The sequence below is a fragment of the Bacillus atrophaeus genome, from assembly GCF_039519175.1.
Classification (GTDB): Bacteria; Bacillota; Bacilli; order Bacillales; family Bacillaceae; genus Bacillus; species Bacillus atrophaeus.
Map to the genome: position 1 here is coordinate 2,015,172 of NZ_CP154443.1, position 15,830 is coordinate 2,031,001.

Sequence of the window (15,830 nt, forward strand, 5' to 3'; positions counted from 1 at the left end):
GGTGAAGAACCACATGCCGCTTGATGAAAATCAGGGAAGCCGCATGAGCTTGCTGTTATTTTACTTCTTAGCCTTTTTATTATTGTGGGAATGGCTCAGACCGTTACACAATTTTAGCGATACAAAGCATACGGGATTTTTTATCCTGTTTATCGGCTTGACGTTTTTGCTGACGTTTTTCAGGGTGAAGTGGTATGTCACAGTTCCATTTTGCATCTTGTTTACGTTGATTTCTATTCATATCCTGTTTTATGACGGCTCGATTTTTAACGTAAGCTGGATCAGCTCCTTTTTACAGGATGTATTCATGAATATCGGCTTTATCAAATCAGGAAACTGGAATGAGATGATTCCTTCCTTCCGCACGCTCTTGTTTTTTGTGCTGCTGTGGCTTCTCGTTTACTTGCTGCATTACTGGGTGATTTACCAGCGGAAGATTTTATTTTTCTTTATCATGACAGTTGCTTACATCACCATTCTTGATACGTTCACACCGTACGACGCCACCTACGCCGTCATCCGGATTGTGCTGATCGGATTTTTTATGCTGGGGCTTTTGTATATGGACCGCATTAAGATTATGGAAAGGCTGTCTTTTAAGAAAGCTCATATCTTAAAATGGTTTCTTCCTTTGACCGTTTTTGTTATCGGCTCAGCGGCATTCGGTCTTGCCGCTCCGAAGTCTGACCCTAATTGGCCTGATCCCGTTCCTTTTCTCAAAAAGGTCACCAATCATGATCAAGTGTCAGCTCAAGAAAGCAAAATCGGGTATGGGAATCATGATGAATCCCTTGGCGGTCCGTTTCAGGAAGATGATACGCCGGTTTTTACATGGCAAGGCAAAAAACGTTCCTATTTCAGGGTAGAAACGAAGGATACCTATACAGGCAAAGGATGGGTTGAAACTGATGTGGGGACGTCTTATCAGCTCACGGGCGGCCTTGTGGAAAATCTGTGGTTTGATCAGCGGGTTTCCACAGAAAATGAAACTGCGCGTGTGAAGGTAAATAAGCTGTACGGATATAATCACGTAATGTATCCGATCGGCGCGGCAAAAATTAAGCCTAAACAATCCGTTTTGCTTGAGATGAATGGCAATACGGAACAAATTTCGCCTGTCAGTGAACAATCCGGCAAAGTGCGCAATATGGGAAACTATACAGTGGCGTACAAGTCGCCGGTCTACAAGCTGAATGAGCTGAGAGAGGTTAAAGTTAAAAAGAGCAGAGAAGAAAACAAATTTGACGAGCGATATATGCAGCTTCCCGATACATTGCCGGTGCGGGTCAGAAACCTAGCCCGGGAGCTGACGCAGAGTAAAGGCAATATGTATGACAAAGCAAAGGCGATCGAGGATTATCTGGGCTCGAATGAGTTTGCTTATGAGACGGAAAATGTCAGCATACCAAAAAACGGCCAAGATTACGTCGATCAATTTTTATTTGAAACAAAACTCGGCTATTGTGATAACTTTTCTTCGGCTATGGTTGTATTACTCAGATCGGCAGGCATTCCATCCCGCTGGGTAAAAGGGTATACATCTGGTGAGTATAAAGAGGCCGGCAATAACAATGGCCGAATTTATGAGGTGACGAATAACAACGCCCATTCTTGGGTGGAGGTTTATTTCCCGGGGCAAGGCTGGGTGACATTTGAGCCGACAAAAGGGTTCACTAATCCTGCTGAGTTCACGTCAAGTTCGAGCCAGTCGAATAAAGAAGGGAAAGACAGCGATTCATCCCGGAATACCTCTGAAGATCGCGGCGAAAAGAGCAAGCCGCAGCAGCAAAAAGAGCAGCAGAAGAAACAGCAGCCATCTGTGGACGAAAAACCGTCCGCTGCAAATGAGAGTATCAGTCCCGCATGGTACGTAACTGCCGCAGCAGCCCTTTTAGCGGCACTTGGTTTATATGCCGCGCGTTCCAAATGGATTCCGATGCTCGTCGCCGTAAAATTAAAGCGCCGTACCGATAATGAAGTCTTCTTTGAAGCATATGATGCACTGCTTCGCCAGCTGAAAAGAAAAGGAAAAGGGATACAAAAAGGCGAGACGCTACGTGACTATGCAGCGAAAATCGACGCGGCATACGGGTCTGAGGAGATGTCAGAGCTGACTCACCGCTATGAGCGAGCTTTGTACAGAAACGATGATTCGGCGGCTCTTTGGAATGATTCCAAAGAGTTATGGGAAAATTTAATTAAAAGGAGATAGTCTTGACCGCTTACCCTCCTGTTGTTAGAATAAGTGAATATTAAATCAGAGTCCGCGAGCGATTGTCCGGACGCTGAAAACGGTCTTACCAGCAGAGGGCAGAAACCGTGTTCCACATCTGTCCTCCGTTTTTTTCTGTGTCAAAAAACTTAGAGGAGATTAGGTGACAACCATGACGAAGTTAGTGAATGAAATGATTCTTGTCCTTGATTTCGGCAGTCAGTATAACCAGCTTATTACACGCCGTATTCGTGAATTTGGTGTTTACAGCGAGCTGCATCCGCATACATTGACGGCTGAAGAAATTAAAGAAATGAATCCTAAAGGTATTATTCTATCCGGCGGTCCAAACAGTGTGTATGATGAAGGTTCTTTCCGCTGTGATGAAAAAATCTTCGAACTTGATATTCCTGTTTTGGGAATTTGCTACGGCATGCAGCTGATGACTCATTATCTTGGAGGCAAGGTAGAGGCAGCAAGCCAGCGTGAGTACGGAAAAGCGAACATTCATATCGAAGGAACGCCTGATTTGTTTAAAGACCTTCCGAATGAGCAAGTTGTATGGATGAGCCACGGAGATTTGGTTGTTGAAGTTCCTGAAGGTTTTACGGTTGATGCCACAAGCCATCATTGTCCAAACTCAGCAATGAGCAAAAAGGATAAAAAATGGTACGGCGTTCAATTCCACCCGGAAGTGCGCCATTCAGAATACGGCAATGACCTGTTGAAAAACTTTGTTTTCGGTGTATGTGATTGTGAAGGTAAATGGTCAATGGAAAACTTTATCGACATCGAAATGCAAAAAATTCGTGAAACTGTCGGAGATAAAAATGTACTGTGCGCGCTAAGCGGCGGTGTTGACTCTTCAGTTGTAGCGGTTCTGATTCATAAAGCAATCGGCGACCAGCTGACTTGTATCTTTGTTGACCACGGTCTCCTTCGTAAAGGCGAAGCGGAAGGCGTTATGAAAACGTTCAGTGAAGGCTTTAACATGAACGTGATTAAAGTGGACGCGAAAGATCGGTTCCTGAATAAGCTAAAAGGCGTTTCAGATCCTGAACAAAAACGTAAAATTATCGGAAATGAATTCATTTACGTATTCGATGATGAAGCGGACAAGCTCAAAGGAATTGATTATCTCGCTCAAGGAACGCTTTACACAGATATCATTGAGAGCGGAACAGCGACTGCGCAAACGATTAAATCCCACCATAATGTCGGCGGGCTTCCTGAGGATATGCAATTTGAACTGATCGAGCCGTTAAATACTTTGTTTAAGGATGAAGTACGTGCGCTTGGTTCAGAGCTTGGCATTCCTGACGAAATCGTTTGGCGCCAGCCTTTCCCTGGTCCTGGTCTCGGTATCCGTGTCCTTGGTGAAATTTCTGAGGAAAAACTTGAAATTGTTCGTGAATCTGACGCGATTTTGCGTGAAGAAGTCGCAAAACATGGTTTGGAGCGCGACATTTGGCAGTATTTCACTGTTCTTCCCGACATCCGCAGCGTAGGGGTTATGGGCGATGCCAGAACATATGATTACACAATCGGCATTCGTGCGGTTACTTCAATTGACGGAATGACTTCTGACTGGGCTCGTATCCCTTGGGACGTGCTTGAAGCGATTTCTACACGTATCGTAAATGAAGTGAAACACATTAACCGTGTCGTGTATGATATTACAAGTAAGCCGCCTGCTACGATTGAGTGGGAATAAGTAAAAAGAAGCTTAGAATCCTTGGTTTATAAGGGTTCTAAGCTCTTTTTTTCTTTTGAAGCAAACAATTTGCAAACAATCCCATTACTTAGCAAAACCATGGAGGGAAATGAGGGATGGTTTCTTCAGGTAATTCAGTAACTATTTTTTTACAGTAATTATGGACTTCCTCAACTCTATTAGCCATTATATATTCAATAAGTTCATCTTCTGTGTCGAAAAAATTTTCATTATAAGTAAACATTGGTGGCAATTCGCTAGAAGATGTTTCGATAAATATTTGTAATCCAAGAAATCCATTGGAATACCCAAAATCATAGTACCCATATGTATAATTTCCTTCACTATTTCGTTGATGGAAAAAATCATCATATGTCTTTGATACATTTAACAGATATCCTGGCTTTAAAAAAGTTCCTTCTTCTTTATTAGCCAAACACCTTTGATAGGCATGTATCATTCCATTTTGATATGCTACTGATAATAACAATTCAGGATATTTTTTTAATTTCTCTAGAAAATTCTCTTTTTCTGTCCATTCATTATGAAAATCAGATAGGTACGTAGCAGCATTTTCGGAAAAATTATATATTTCCGAAGTGAGAAGAACTCCTTCTTCTTTTAAAATATTGCTTAATGAGTGTATAAAAAAGCTTCCGTCAGTAATTATTGGTATTATTCTGGTATTTTTATTATTTTTCCAAGCTTCATCAAGCGTAACTAAATAATATTGATTCGCAAATTCCTCCAATTTTTCAGAAAGTATATCAATAATCTTATTTAAATCTTCATCACCAAATGAAAAACCTATAAAGACGACGCAATGACTACTTAATAAAGTTTTCAATCTGTCTCCAATTGGTTCCTTCTCTAATCTTTCATAACATTTTTGATAATCATCTTTTGTAGCAACAATTGATCCAATATTATTAATCGAACCATGAATTTTAAAAACTCTCTTGGAAAAAGTATTCCATAATGAGGTATCTTTGTTATCAATAATCGGAAAAGTAGCACACTCTTTCTCAAAATAGTCATCCCAGTTTGTTGTTACTATAGTGTTGATTTGTGGGATCTTTGCAACTTCTTTATGGAACCTTGTTGCAGAATTATATAATTTCGGAAAAGTCTTTACCCTATCAAACCGTTCTTTTATTTTTCTAAATAAAGCTTTTCTTCCATTCGGAACCTCATTACAAAAAGCACTCATCAAATCAGAAAAACTAATATCTGTTGTGAGAGCTAAATTATATTTATCATGTAAAAAATTAAGAATATCCATATAAAATGACATTGGTAAAACACTCTTAGACTCTGTGCTAATACCCGCACCACAAAAAAGAATTAGTTCTTCATTTTTTACGGATTCAATAATTTCATCAGGCATATTAAAACTTTTGTTATCCCCACATAGTGCACAACCACAAATGCTATTTCCTTCTATGTGCATACTAACTACCTCCCTGTTAAAGCCTATTAATTAAATTATCATTTACCAACTAGACTTTTTCAACAAAAATAAGTTACATATTTTTCCGAATGAAGGATATGTAACTTGAATGATTTTATTGGTCTTCAATATTCTGTTTTCTTCGGATGTATTGATTAGATATTAACTGACTCTGTTTTTATTATCAGTATTAATTTGTATGATATTAGTTAATCTATTTGCAACTTCTCTATTCATATTAGGATACAAGTGTCCGTAAGTTCCTAAAGTTGTTTGAATATCTTCATGTCCTAAGCGGTCACGAACCACTAGCGTTTTTAATGTTTAGAAAGCATTGAGTGGGGAATAAGTAAATACCTAAGAAAAACGTCCCTTTATAAAAGGGGCGTTTTTTTTTGTTAACTTTTTGAAACCGTTTTGGCAGTTCTTATATCTAACAACATAGGAGGTGGATAAGGTGAAGGAAGAAAGATTGATTACAAAGGCGAGAAAAGGAAATACTCGGGCCTTTGAAAAGCTTATGCTAGCACATCAGGAGACTCTATATAAAACAGCCTATCTCTATTTGAGAAATAAAGAAGATGCACTTGATGCTGTACAGGAAACGGCTTATAAAGCTTTTATAGGTATAGAAAAACTAAAAGAGCCAAAGTACTTTTTAACGTGGCTCACCCGAATACTCATTAATTCAATTTTTGCAATGAAGAAAAAGAAGGGAGAATTGGTTCCGTTTGAAAGCCATCATGACACTGGCACTGATCAAAGGAATATTGAAGAATATATAGACTTGCGCAATGCGCTTGATACACTTGATGAACATGTTCAGTTAACAATTCAGCTCTATTATTTTCAAGATTATTCGATTTCAATGATAGCTGACCAAACAGGAATGGCAGAAGGCACAATTAAAACACATTTACATAGGGCAAGAAAATCACTAAAACAGGAGCTGGAAAAGGAGGATAAAAAAATATGGAAAAACACCAAGTAAAGCAGTTGTATGATGACATAGAAGTGCCAAAGAAGGCATTAAAGAAAGCAATACATCAAGCTGTCGTTCGTGCTGAAAATGAAAGTAACACAAGGCGCCGTTTTAAATGGGGACGAACAATTACAAATGGAATCGCTGTTGCTGCTATGGTATGTATACTGTATTTAACGTCCGGGCTTTTTCTGCCATCTGTAAACAAAGCGATGGGAAGCATACCCATTGTCGGCCAAATTTATAAGGATTTTCAAGATAAAGTTGGCCTATCATTGTTTAAAAGCAATTTGGTCACAGCTTTGAATGAAAAAGCAGAGTCTAGGGGAATCACTGTTTCTGTAAACAGCTCCTATTACGATGCCGGACAGCTTGTCTATAACTTTACTGTTGATAACTTCCAGTCTGATGAAAAAGAGATCATGTATGATGTGGACGAAGCGAGTTATAACGACAATTTTTCAATCAATTACGATTCCTTAATGCTTAAAAAATTAAATAACAAGCAATACGCAGGACAATTAAGGATTTATACAAATGGTACTGAAATAAAAAATGGGGATACCGTGCCCTTTGTTATTACGCATATCAATGAAATACAGGGAAATTGGAGATTTAAACTGCCTATTACCAAAAAGAATGCGAGTTATTTAGAAAGCTCAAAAGTGGTATCGGTTTATCATAATCGTTATCAATTTTCCAATATTCAAGTGGAAAACGGGAAACTTGGATCTGTCCTTCAATTTACAATAGATTATCAAGGCATAGCAAAGCATGATACGGTTGAAATTAACGAAGTCAAAGATGATTTAGGAAACACATATGAGATGACATCGTCAAACATCGAACTTGGAGACCGCAAAAAAGTAACCGAGAGAACGGTAAGAGCAAAAGGACAGACACAGTTAAAATCACCAATCAATCCAAAAGCGAAAAAGCTAACTTTAATAGCAGATATCAGATCTGAGGCAGAGGGCAGTGAAATCGTTCCGCTAAATGCAGGGATGCCGCTTCGTCTTTCAGAAACAAAACATCAAAACATAGGGATTGAAATCAATAACATTAAACAGGAAGGGAGGAAGGTATTGGTTCATTACCGCTTCACTGGAGTTGACACTTCAAGTATGTCAAAAGATGACTTAATGAATATAGGTGAAATGATTGGCCTTGGTGATATGAAAAAAATGCAATCATGGTCTGATCCAATGGGTGATTATGAAGAAGGTTATTATTTGAAAGCAAATACAGCTAAAGTGAAAAATATGGACACAGCAGAAATGTTATCTACTTTTGAACTGGATGATTATTATGATGATGAGCTGTCTTTAAAGCATTTTGAGTTTAATGAATACGGTCTGTATATTGATAAAGGCGTTTTAAATGACTTGATTCAACTAGAGCCATTCTCGTTTACTGTACCAGTGCATCAAGTGAGTCAGCCTCCAAGATAAAATAATCATAAGTTGAAAAGCCGTATGTAGTCATGCATACGGTTTTTATCATTGTTGCCTATTTAGTCAATAGACGAATAAACTAATTTTTTTAATAAGTAATGTTCGTTATTTTATATTGTCATTTCAAATCGAAGTTGGTACAATAGACACAGAAATCAAATAAGATGAATTCGTATAATCGCGGGAATATGGCTCGCAAGTCTCTACCAAGCTACCGTAAATGGCTTGACTACGTAAACATTTCTTTCGTTTGATATAAATAAAACAGGTTTATTTATTCAAACTGAAATCCGTCTGTAGTCAAGCGTCCCAAAATGTATTGGGGCGTTTTTTATTTGGCGATTTCAGGGCAGGATAAATAGCAAAGAGTGAAGGGAGTCACATAGCTTGAAAAAGTTTTTTCAGTTTGATGAGCTGGGCACCAGCTATCGCAACGAAATCATCGGCGGATTAACGACCTTTTTATCCATGGCGTATATCCTGTTCGTCAATCCGATTACGCTTGCTTTGGAAAGTGTAAAAGATTTTCCGGAAGCATTGAGAATAGATCAAGGCGCGGTCTTTACGGCGACAGCTTTGGCGTCAGCAGCAGGCTGTATCTTAATGGGATTGATTGCGAGATATCCGATTGCCATTGCGCCCGGTATGGGGCTGAACGCGTTTTTTGCGTTTTCTGTTGTTCTCGGTATGGGGATTTCCTGGCAGGCGGCTTTGTCTGGTGTTTTCATTTCAGGACTTATCTTTGTTGCTCTTTCTTTAACAGGTTTTCGTGAAAAAATCATTAACGCCATTCCGCCTGAGCTGAAATTGGCAGTCGGAGCGGGGATTGGCCTATTTATTACATTTGTCGGCTTACAGGGCTCAGGGATCATTGCAGCGAATCCTTCAACCCTTGTCACAATCGGAAACATTCACAGCGGTCCTGTTTTGTTAACGATTTTCGGTGTCATTGTAACGGTTATTTTAATGGTGCTTCGCGTGAACGCTGGCGTGTTTATCGGGATGCTGTTAACGGCGATTGCCGGGATGATTTTCGGTTTGGTTCCGGTTCCGTCTCAAATCGTGGGAAGTGTGCCGAGCCTTGAACCGACGTTTGGACAAGCTTGGATTCACTTGCCTGATATTTTCTCTCTGCAAATGTTGGTCGTCATTTTAACATTCTTGTTTGTCGGATTTTTTGATACGGCTGGTACACTGGTTGCTGTGGCAACACAGGCTGGTTTAATGAAGGAAAATAAATTGCCGCGTGCGGGCCGTGCGCTTTTAGCTGACTCAACTTCAATCGTTATCGGCTCCGTGCTCGGGACGTCTACGACAACATCTTATGTGGAATCAAGCTCGGGTGTTGCTGCGGGCGCTCGTTCCGGATTTGCGGCAATTGTAACTGGGTTTCTCTTTTTACTCGCTATGTTTTTCTCGCCGCTTCTATCAGTCGTTACCACGAATGTAACCGCTCCGGCATTAATTATTGTTGGTGCCTTGATGGTTGCGCCGCTCGGCAAAATCGCGTGGGATAAATTCGAAGTGGCTGTGCCTGCTTTCTTAACAATGATTATGATGCCATTAACATACAGCATCGCGACCGGGATCGCGATCGGATTTATTTTCTATCCTATTACAATGATTTGCAAAGGAAAGGGAAAAGAGGTTCATCCGGTGATGTACGGGCTGTTTGTGGTGTTTGTTCTGTACTTTGTCTTCTTAAAATAAAAGAGCGGAAACCGGCTGCGGCAAGCGGCCGGTTTTTGATTTAGGTTTTTGATCGTAAAAGGTAAAACCATTACATACAATATACCGTCATATAGGTGTCAGGCCATCGGGCTGTTAAAAGCGGGAAATGACTTGACTGTTCAGGAAGGCTTCGGTACCTTATATAAGTGTTTTATTTTCTTGCTGAATGGTATTCCGCCGTATTTTTCTGATAGGAGTTGCTAACATGACGGAAGAAAGAAAAGAAACAATTGATGAAGTGAATCATAATCAAGGAATAGATGAAGAGCCGGTTTTGTCAAGGGTCTCCAGAAAAGCGAGCCGCCAGCAGAAGCAAAAACAAAAGCAGGAGCGGCCGGCGTCGTCTGTTAAAAAGACGCTCGGTTCGATCGGTTCCGCTGTCAAACGGTATGGCAGCTTTGCGTCTGCTATTTTAAAATCGCCGGTAAAAACTGTAGTGGCGGACGGTTTTTCCCATTTTAAATATGCCGTTATCTCAATGGTGCTGTTTAGTGTCATTTTCTCAATCGGCAACTGGTTTCAGCTGACAGCCAGCAAAGGAAGGCAGCTTGGATACGGCGTTCACCACCCTTTTTACGACGGATTTTTTGTGGTGCTTGTGTATACGCTGATTTTCCTGGCGGTGATGGTCATTGCCATTTGGATTGTGTCACGCTACATGATGAAACAGAAATTGCCGTTTAAGAAGATCGCGGCAGACTTTGGATCATTGCTTGTGCCTGTGATGGCGCTGTCGGTGCTATGGATGATTTTCGCAATAGTAAATATCACTCCTTTAACCACAGCGTTTACGGTTCTCATGTTTTTTGGCTTGCTTTTCAGCGTGTCTCTGCTAATTCAAAGCATTCATCAAAAAGCCGACCGTGTTTCATTAGACCTTATTTATTGTGTACTAGCCGCTTTGGCGGTCGGGCTGATCTTTATCACGGCAAGTTGGCCGTTTATCTCGGGTTACCTGACATCTTCACTTATTCCGCTTTAATCGGAAAAGCCGGCTCCAAATGAGGCCGGCTTTTTTGTATACTCGCCGCCACACTTTTTACAAAAAAAACTAAAAAACATAGTTGATTTATAAGATTAATCGGTTTATTATGGATTGACATATAAATGACAGCGCTTTTATTTTTTCGGAGAGGATGATGGTTATGTCCCGTTTACTTCGTGAAGCGATTCATCAAAAGAAGCAGTTTTTAATATCGAAGCTGTTGTTATCCGGTTTTTATCAGCAAGATGATAAGCGGCTGAGAGATTATACGCTGAGTGAACTTGAAAAAGAATATGAGTCGTTGAAAACATTGAAAAAAGAGCCGCTTCAATGACAAGCAAGTAAGACCTGCCGCAAAGCAGGCTTTTTTTATTTTTGAAAAGGGGATAAAGAGGGTAAACTAATGCTGAGGATATTTATGTCGAAAAATTTAGTGTCTCTGAGTTTTTACTGTGCATTGTAAAGGGCTTATTTCTCTAGTAGAATATGATTGCTTTAGCGTAAATTGAATGGTTTAGGGGGGATGATAATTGATGCAAACCATCTTGTCTAACAGTATAGCCATGGTTATCATTATTCTTATCATTAATATTGTATATGTATCTTTTTTTACGATCAGAATGATTTTAACGCTGAAAGGCCAGCGGTATCTAGCGGCTTCGATCAGTACGATTGAAATTTTAGTTTATGTGACAGGCCTCAGTCTTGTGCTGGACAATTTAGACCAAATTCAAAATGTCATTGCATATGCGCTCGGCTATGGTCTCGGTGTTATCGTCGGTATGAAAATAGAAGAAAAACTCGCTCTAGGCTATATCATGGTAAATGTTATTACAAAAGAGCTTGATCTTGACCTCCCCAGACAGCTGCGGGAGAAAGGGTACGGCGTGACAAATTGGGTGGCCGGAGGGCTTGAGGGCGACCGTACGGCGCTTCAAATCCTGACACCGAGAAAATATGAGCTGCAGCTTTATGATACGATTAAAACACTGGATTCAAAAGCTTTTATTATCGCGTACGAACCGAAATCAATTCACGGCGGTTTCTGGGTGAAAGCAGTGAAAAAGAGGAGAATCAAAGAATAATGGCAAAACCGAAAAAGAAACGGTTTGAAGTAACCGAGCAGCAAACGATTGACACCGTACTAAATCAAATGAAAGAAGAGGGATATATGCCCGTCAGACGCATGGAGGAGCCGATCTTTACAGAAAAGAAGGAAAATGGATCAATTCAGATCATTCCATGCGGGAAAAAAATCGTATTTGAAGGGAAATTGATCTAAACCCGAACATTAATAGAATGAAAATTAGTATCGTTCGATAATGTCGTTGACATTATCCAAGTCCGTTGTTAAGATAAACATGAAATCAAAACACGACCTCATATAATCTTGGGAATATGGCCCATAAGTTTCTACCCGGCGACCGTAAATTGCCGGACTATGCAGGAAAGTGAACAAATAACTGACATGGCTATCGCAGAAGCGAACGACTGACGATACACGCACCATGCCCGGTTTGTGTTGCTTCCTCATAAGTGCAATGCAAGCCGGGTTTTTTCTTCTGAAAACAAAAGCATTAGAAGGTGGGAACAGAATGCAGCCGCTAGTAGGAGTCATCATGGGAAGCACTTCCGATTGGGAGACAATGAAAAACGCATGCGACATACTTGAAGAACTTGATGTGCCATACGAAAAAAAGGTCGTTTCCGCTCACCGGACGCCTGACTTGATGTTTGAATACGCAGAGGGAGCAAGAGAAAGAGGCTTGAAGGTGATTATTGCCGGAGCCGGCGGAGCGGCACACCTGCCGGGGATGACAGCGGCAAAAACGACATTGCCGGTTATCGGAATTCCGGTTCAGTCGAAAGCGCTGAACGGGCTTGATTCACTCCTGTCTATCGTTCAAATGCCGGGCGGAGTGCCGGTGGCGACAACAGCCATCGGAAAAGCGGGCGCGGTTAACGCCGGACTGTTAGCGGCGCAAATTTTGTCAGCTTTTGACGAAACAATCGCCCGAAAGCTGGATGAAAGAAGAGAGAACACAAAAAAGACAGTGTTGGAAAGCAGTGATCAGCTTGTCTAAAAAAATCATCTATCCGGGAGCCATGATCGGCATCATCGGCGGCGGCCAGCTTGGAAAAATGATGGCTGTCGCAGCAAAGCAAATGGGATACAAAGTTGCGGTCGTTGATCCTGTAAAAGACTCGCCGTGCGGCCAAGTGGCTGATATAGAAATTACCGCCCCGTACAATGACAGAGAAGCGATTCGGAAATTGGCCGGGATCAGCGACATGATCACATACGAATTTGAAAATATTGATTACGACGCACTGCACTGGCTTGAAGAGAACGCGTATCTTCCGCAGGGAAGCGAGCTTTTGCTCATTACCCAAAACCGGGAGACAGAGAAAAAGGCGATTCAATCAGCCGGCTGTCAAGTTGCCCCGTATCGGATCATCCATACACAGGATGACCTGAAAGAAGCGGTTCAGTTGCTCGGGCTGCCTGCGGTGCTGAAAACATGCCGAGGCGGATATGACGGCAAAGGGCAATATGTCATTAAAGATAAAACACAAATTGAAGATGCGTCCGCGCTATTGCAAAACGGAACTTGTATTCTCGAAAGCTGGGTTCCTTTTAAAATGGAGCTGTCCGTGATTGTGACAAGATCAGTAAATGGAGAAATCACGACATTTCCCGCTGCGGAAAACATTCATAAACACAACATTCTGTTTCAAAGCATTGTTCCGGCAAGAGTGGAAACGGATATCCTGACTCAGGCTGAAAAGCTTGCGGTTCAGCTGGCGGATAAGCTCGGACTTGTCGGACCGCTGGCTGTAGAAATGTTTGTGGCGGAAGACGGAGAGCTGTTGATCAATGAACTGGCTCCGCGGCCACATAACTCAGGCCATTACACGCTTGATCTTTGTGAAACCAGCCAGTTTGAACAGCATATCAGAGCGTTGTGCGGCTTGCCTCTTGGAAAAACGGAGCTTTTGAAGCCCGGCATGATGGTGAACCTTCTCGGTGATGAAGTGAAGCTGGTGGAGGAAGATCCCGCGCTTTTAAAGGAAGCTAAACTTTATATATACGGTAAACACGAAATAAAACAAGGCCGCAAGATGGGTCATATCACCTTTTTGAAGCAGCCTGAAGATAAATGGATACAGCATATCACAAATAAGTGGATGAATAGAGACGGAGGACGAACAGAATGATTGAACGTTATTCAAGACCTGAAATGTCCGCGATTTGGACGGACGAAAACAGATTCCAAGCTTGGCTGGAGGTTGAAATTCTCGCCTGTGAAGCGTGGGCAGAGCTTGGCGTGATACCGAAAGAGGATGTAAAAGTCATGCGCGAAAACGCATCTTTTGACATCAACCGCATCTTTGAAATCGAACAGGATACACGCCATGACGTCGTTGCTTTCACACGCGCGGTTTCTGAATCGCTTGGCGAAGAAAGAAAATGGGTGCATTACGGATTAACATCAACTGACGTAGTAGATACGGCTCTTTCTTACGTATTAAAACAGGCAAACGACATTTTGCTCAAGGACATTGAGAGATTTGTTGACATTATAAAAGAAAAAGCGAAAGAACATAAATATACGGTTATGATGGGGCGCACACACGGCGTACACGCTGAGCCTACAACATTTGGCCTGAAGCTTGCGCTTTGGTATGAAGAAATGAAACGCAACTTAGAGCGATTCAAGCAAGCCAAAGAAGGCATCGAGGTTGGGAAGATTTCCGGCGCTGTCGGCACATATGCGAACATTGACCCGTTTGTTGAACAATATGTTTGTGAAAAACTTGGGTTAAAAGCAGCCCCTATTTCAACTCAGACGCTTCAGCGCGACCGCCATGCCGATTATATGGCTGCACTTGCACTTGTTGCGACAAGCATTGAGAAATTCGCTGTTGAAATCCGCGGCTTGCAAAAAAGTGAAACACGCGAAGTAGAAGAATTTTTCGCAAAAGGGCAAAAAGGTTCCTCAGCGATGCCGCATAAACGGAATCCGATCGGATCAGAAAACATGACGGGAATGGCACGTGTGATCCGCGGCTACATGCTGACGGCTTATGAAAACGTTCCGTTATGGCATGAGCGTGACATTTCTCATTCATCAGCTGAACGAATCATTCTTCCTGATGCGACGATTGCATTGAACTACATGCTTAACCGTTTCGCCAATATCGTGAAGAACTTGACGGTATTCCCTGAGAATATGAAGCGCAACATGGACCGTACGCTTGGCCTGATCTATTCTCAGCGTGTACTGCTTGCTTTGATCGACACAGGTCTTACCCGTGAAGAAGCGTATGACACTGTTCAGCCGAAAGCGATGGAAGCGTGGGAGAAACAAGTTCCATTCCGCCAGCTTGTAGAAGCGGAAGAGAAAATCACATCCCGTCTTTCTCCGGAAAAAATTGAAGATTGCTTTGATTACAATTACCACTTGAAAAATGTAGACCTGATCTTTGACCGTTTAGGTTTAGCATAAAAGAAGCCGTGGGCGGCTTCTTCTCTGCCGCCTTAGATTGAAAATTCCCAACATTCGGGTTAGGAGGCCTTCTGTGAATATTGTGAAAAACGAACTTTTATACGAAGGAAAAGCGAAAAGAATTTACAAAACGGATGATGAAAACACGCTATACGTGGTTTATAAAGACTCCGCTACTGCATTTAACGGTGAAAAAAAGGCTGAAATCAGCGGGAAAGGCCGTTTGAATAATGAGATTTCCAGCCTGATTTTCAAATATCTCCACGACAAGGGCATCAATAATCATTTTGTGGAGCGCATTTCCGAAACCGAACAGCTCATTCAAAAGGTGACCATTGTGCCGCTTGAAGTTGTGGTGAGAAATGTAGTGGCAGGAAGCATGTCCAAACGTCTCGGCATTCCAGAAGGAACGGAGCTAGAACAGCCGATTATCGAGTTTTACTACAAGGATGACGCGCTGGGTGATCCGCTCATTACAGAAGATCATATTTGGCTGTTAAAAGCCGCGACTCCTGAACAGGTGGAAAAGATCAAGTCCATTACAAAAACGGTAAACAAAGAACTTCAAGTCATTTTCAACGATTGTAATGTCAGATTAATAGATTTTAAGCTTGAATTCGGCTTGGACACAGAAGGACAAGTGCTGCTTGCGGATGAGATTTCTCCTGACACGTGCCGCCTGTGGGATAAAGACACGAACGAAAAGCTCGACAAAGACGTATTCAGACGCAATTTAGGCGGCTTAACCGACGCATACGAAGAAATTTTCAAAAGACTGGGAGGCATTTAAT

At 41.6% G+C, this 15,830-nt stretch carries 14 protein-coding genes, 1 pseudogene and 2 riboswitches; of the genes and pseudogenes, 13 read left to right on the forward strand and 2 right to left on the reverse strand.

The features are described 5' to 3' along the window. Window positions 1-13: 13 nt before the first annotated feature. Window positions 14-2,212 (forward strand): DUF4129 domain-containing transglutaminase family protein, encoded by a 2,199-nt coding sequence (locus tag AAHT65_RS10335; protein WP_343311458.1) that lies wholly within the window; start codon window positions 14-16, stop codon window positions 2,210-2,212. A 172-nt stretch (window positions 2,213-2,384) separates the two neighbouring features. After that, entirely contained in the window at window positions 2,385-3,926 is a 1,542-nt protein-coding gene (gene guaA / locus AAHT65_RS10340) for a glutamine-hydrolyzing GMP synthase (protein WP_003328484.1), read from the forward strand. Between the two features lie 88 nt (window positions 3,927-4,014). On the opposite strand, the gene AAHT65_RS10345 is transcribed toward guaA, so the two are convergent. Beyond that, complete coding sequence (locus AAHT65_RS10345; protein ID WP_343311459.1) at window positions 4,015-5,376, reverse strand: SIR2 family protein; 1,362 nt, start codon at window positions 5,374-5,376, stop codon at window positions 4,015-4,017. A 115-nt stretch (window positions 5,377-5,491) separates the two neighbouring features. Beyond that, window positions 5,492-5,688: pseudogene (locus AAHT65_RS10350) on the reverse strand (site-specific integrase); the annotation flags it as partial. Window positions 5,689-5,833: 145 nt separating this feature from the next. Here AAHT65_RS10350 and AAHT65_RS10355 point away from each other — a divergent pair. From AAHT65_RS10355 to purC, 11 genes are all read left to right on the forward strand, one after another. Next, the gene (locus AAHT65_RS10355) at window positions 5,834-6,367 is read left to right on the forward strand and encodes a sigma-70 family RNA polymerase sigma factor (protein ID WP_106273282.1); all 534 of its coding nucleotides are present in this window, start codon (window positions 5,834-5,836) and stop codon (window positions 6,365-6,367) included. Then, window positions 6,349-7,809, forward strand: coding sequence for a DUF4179 domain-containing protein (locus AAHT65_RS10360; protein WP_343311460.1), 1,461 nt, complete (start codon window positions 6,349-6,351; stop codon window positions 7,807-7,809). The genes AAHT65_RS10355 and AAHT65_RS10360 overlap by 19 nt, the downstream gene beginning before the upstream one ends. Before the next feature lie 153 nt (window positions 7,810-7,962). Then, a riboswitch (purine riboswitch) is annotated at window positions 7,963-8,064 on the forward strand. A 135-nt stretch (window positions 8,065-8,199) separates the two neighbouring features. After that, window positions 8,200-9,522, forward strand: a complete 1,323-nt coding sequence (pbuG, locus tag AAHT65_RS10365) for a hypoxanthine/guanine permease PbuG (RefSeq protein ID WP_106046208.1) — start codon at window positions 8,200-8,202, stop codon at window positions 9,520-9,522. A 226-nt stretch (window positions 9,523-9,748) separates the two neighbouring features. Further along, window positions 9,749-10,525: a hypothetical protein gene (locus tag AAHT65_RS10370; protein ID WP_343311461.1), complete on the forward strand. Its 777-nt coding sequence runs from the start codon at window positions 9,749-9,751 to the stop codon at window positions 10,523-10,525. Between the two features lie 163 nt (window positions 10,526-10,688). Further along, window positions 10,689-10,862, forward strand: coding sequence for a Fur-regulated basic protein FbpA (locus AAHT65_RS10375; RefSeq protein ID WP_003328478.1), 174 nt, complete (start codon window positions 10,689-10,691; stop codon window positions 10,860-10,862). A gap of 196 nt (window positions 10,863-11,058) precedes the next feature. Next, window positions 11,059-11,613: a DUF2179 domain-containing protein gene (locus AAHT65_RS10380; RefSeq protein ID WP_035175013.1), complete on the forward strand. Its 555-nt coding sequence runs from the start codon at window positions 11,059-11,061 to the stop codon at window positions 11,611-11,613. Further along, window positions 11,613-11,810, forward strand: coding sequence for an NETI motif-containing protein (locus AAHT65_RS10385; RefSeq protein ID WP_003328476.1), 198 nt, complete (start codon window positions 11,613-11,615; stop codon window positions 11,808-11,810). Before AAHT65_RS10380 ends, AAHT65_RS10385 begins: the two co-directional genes overlap by 1 nt. Before the next feature lie 78 nt (window positions 11,811-11,888). Continuing rightward, window positions 11,889-11,990, forward strand: a riboswitch (purine riboswitch). 133 nt (window positions 11,991-12,123) lie between these two features. Next, window positions 12,124-12,612, forward strand: coding sequence for a 5-(carboxyamino)imidazole ribonucleotide mutase (purE, locus tag AAHT65_RS10390; protein ID WP_010787827.1), 489 nt, complete (start codon window positions 12,124-12,126; stop codon window positions 12,610-12,612). Beyond that, window positions 12,605-13,747: a 5-(carboxyamino)imidazole ribonucleotide synthase gene (gene purK / locus AAHT65_RS10395; protein ID WP_063638972.1), complete on the forward strand. Its 1,143-nt coding sequence runs from the start codon at window positions 12,605-12,607 to the stop codon at window positions 13,745-13,747. The genes purE and purK overlap by 8 nt, the downstream gene beginning before the upstream one ends. Next, window positions 13,744-15,039 carry an adenylosuccinate lyase gene (purB, locus tag AAHT65_RS10400; RefSeq protein WP_063638971.1) on the forward strand — a complete coding sequence of 432 codons (1,296 nt, stop codon included), beginning with the start codon at window positions 13,744-13,746 and terminating at the stop codon, window positions 15,037-15,039. Before purK ends, purB begins: the two co-directional genes overlap by 4 nt. A gap of 73 nt (window positions 15,040-15,112) precedes the next feature. Further along, window positions 15,113-15,829 carry a phosphoribosylaminoimidazolesuccinocarboxamide synthase gene (gene purC, locus AAHT65_RS10405; RefSeq protein ID WP_061573244.1) on the forward strand — a complete coding sequence of 239 codons (717 nt, stop codon included), beginning with the start codon at window positions 15,113-15,115 and terminating at the stop codon, window positions 15,827-15,829. The last annotated feature ends 1 nt before the right edge of the window (window position 15,830 follow it).

Bases quoted from the DNA above. Each gene is read 5' to 3' on its own strand.
- AAHT65_RS10360 (WP_343311460.1), top strand. From the start codon at position 6,349: ATGGAAAAACACCAAGTAAAGCAGTTGTATGATGACATAGAAGTGCCA.
- guaA (WP_003328484.1), top strand. From the start codon at position 2,385: ATGACGAAGTTAGTGAATGAAATGATTCTTGTCCTTGATTTCGGCAGT.
- AAHT65_RS10345 (WP_343311459.1), bottom strand. From the start codon at position 5,376: ATGCACATAGAAGGAAATAGCATTTGTGGTTGTGCACTATGTGGGGAT.
- AAHT65_RS10370 (WP_343311461.1), top strand. From the start codon at position 9,749: ATGACGGAAGAAAGAAAAGAAACAATTGATGAAGTGAATCATAATCAA.
- AAHT65_RS10335 (WP_343311458.1), top strand. From the start codon at position 14: ATGCCGCTTGATGAAAATCAGGGAAGCCGCATGAGCTTGCTGTTATTT.
- AAHT65_RS10375 (WP_003328478.1), top strand. From the start codon at position 10,689: ATGTCCCGTTTACTTCGTGAAGCGATTCATCAAAAGAAGCAGTTTTTA.
- AAHT65_RS10385 (WP_003328476.1), top strand. From the start codon at position 11,613: ATGGCAAAACCGAAAAAGAAACGGTTTGAAGTAACCGAGCAGCAAACG.
- purE (WP_010787827.1), top strand. From the start codon at position 12,124: ATGCAGCCGCTAGTAGGAGTCATCATGGGAAGCACTTCCGATTGGGAG.
- purB (WP_063638971.1), top strand. From the start codon at position 13,744: ATGATTGAACGTTATTCAAGACCTGAAATGTCCGCGATTTGGACGGAC.